Raw genomic sequence first — 2,213 nt, forward strand, 5'->3', positions numbered from 1 at the left:
GCTTGCTAATCGCACTCACTTACCTTGTGCGATAGGAGAACTTTCATCTCCCTAGAGTAGACTACTATCTCCGATTCGTTATCTTTGACAGTAGTGATGCCCATTCGGGGCACACACAATGCATACCTGCCCATAGCCAGCAAAAGCTGGCTACGTCAGGTATGCGGGACGTTGGGCGACATCCGGGGGAAACCGAGCGTGACAAGGGAAAATTCCGAGCGCCACTTGACAAATTGCCGAGCGAGGCAAAGAAAACCAATCAGTACAGCTAAACGGAACTTAGAAATATAGCCGAGCGAGATTGAAATTTAGCAGGGAAAGACATAACATGTAGTCGAGCGGGGCCTGGAAAATAAATATGGGACGATCGCCCAACATCCGCTAGCCGTCCAGCCTCCGCTGAAGCTTCGGCCGATCGTCTAGCGAAACGTTGGGCTCCATGCAAATAGAGAATCATGATATTGATAATTATTCAGATCCTGCTTTTAATCGGAATTGATGTTGAGCCTAAAAGAATCGATTGCAATAAGTGTGACATTGATAAAATTAAAATAGTCAATGAAAACCTTGAGCAACTTGATTATGAGATGGTAATGGAATTTCTTTGCACATTAGATGTTATCTGCCGGACCAATACTGAGTACTCTGAGTGGAGTAATGAAATGATTTTTCTATTGCTTGAAAATTCACCAGGTACATTTTTTCAAGCGCTCCAAGATGAAGGATTGGACGTTTTGAATGAAGTTTTGGACAAGATAAAATCGCCTGTTATGGAGTTTAATTATCAGGAAATACATAGCAAAATTGAAAATTTAGACCAACAAGGATCAGTCAAAAACAAAATCTTGAAAGCATTAGCAATAGCTGCAGGAAAGGCGGGATTTAAAATAAAAAAATAAAAGCACGAGAGCCCAACACCCCGCTAGTCGCCCAGCCTCTGCTTCGCTTCGGCCGATCGTCTAGCGAACCGTTAGTCACCATAAAAATAAAAAATGAGAATAACAATCATTATACTTATCCTGACAATTCAAGTAAGTTGTAAAAACCGCAATGAGACGAATATTAAGTCTGAAAATTCTGCCATCACTGAATTAGCGAAATGCAACTACAATAATGAAGCAATTACTAAATATCACATTCTAACTAATAAAGCTGAAATTGCAATTTGTGATGGTGATTTCGATAGAGCATCCAAAAATTACTCATTGGCATTTAGAGAAATCAAAAAACCTTTTGGCCCTGATGTTTATAATGCCGCACTTTCAAATCAACTCTCTAATAATTTAGATGAAAGAAATTTAAATCTTCAACTACTTATAAATAATTCTGATGATTTAAGTTCGCTAAAGTCAATTTTTGTCAACACATATATAGATGAAAACCTTTGGGATTCTTTTATAGAGAAAAGAACGACTGAATATGACTCAAGATTAAGAAATGAATTCAAATCAATTTGGGAAAAAGATCAATTGTTCAGACCAATGTACGATACTCATGATGACACTATTCAAGCTAATCGAATAATAAATATGAATAGGATACTTTCAATAACTGATTCTCTGGGCTTCCCTTCTCACATAGAGCTCGGTTTTAGAAAATCCTTAAGAGGGCAAAATCATGATGTGGTTTTAGTTCATACAGCTCAAAGAAGAAGCGGTGATAAAAACATAATTGATCTTGAACCAATTCTTTGCAAGGCAGTAAATGAGGGACGATTTGATCCTGAACAAGCAATCTCTTACCTCCATTTCCAAAATGATAAGGATAAAGGAAATTTTGAGGTTTACTCAACTTGGCAATATAGACATCACTTGTTGCCAGATTCTCTAAATAACAAAATATGGCTTCCCAATTTGAATAAGGAAAAATATGAGAGTGCCAATAGAATAAGAAAAAAATGGAATGGTGATCAATTAAATGACATTGCAACAAAATCTGATTTTAATTCAAAAAGCAACATACCGTTCATCTTTACATCAGTTATGACATTCGTTGAAAATATGCCACCAGATCTTACTCTGGAAGAGGCTTTGGAACAATATAAAATGACTACTTCAGATAAAAGACCATTTGAAAAGTCAAAAATACGGTGACTAATCGAGTAGACGGCCCCAGCCATAGTTGACTGGGGTGCGCCTCTCACACCACCGTACGTACGGATCTCGTATACGGCGGTTCACGGAACAATTCATCTTTTCTTGTTGGCCTTTTCC

2 protein-coding genes are annotated in these 2,213 nt (G+C 37.8%); both read left to right on the forward strand.

Annotated elements, in window-relative coordinates; genetic code table 11:
- Positions 1-455 precede the first annotated feature (455 nt).
- On the forward strand, positions 456-899 hold the full coding sequence (locus CRP01_RS41590; protein WP_099156018.1) for a hypothetical protein: 444 nt from the start codon (positions 456-458) through the stop codon (positions 897-899).
- Between the two features lie 93 nt (positions 900-992).
- Positions 993-2,093 (forward strand): hypothetical protein, encoded by a 1,101-nt coding sequence (locus CRP01_RS41595; RefSeq protein ID WP_099156019.1) that lies wholly within the window; start codon positions 993-995, stop codon positions 2,091-2,093.
- Positions 2,094-2,213 lie beyond the last annotated feature (120 nt).

The organism is Flavilitoribacter nigricans DSM 23189 = NBRC 102662, from assembly GCF_002646595.1.
In the GTDB taxonomy this organism is placed as follows: domain Bacteria; phylum Bacteroidota; class Bacteroidia; order Chitinophagales; family Saprospiraceae; genus Flavilitoribacter; species Flavilitoribacter nigricans.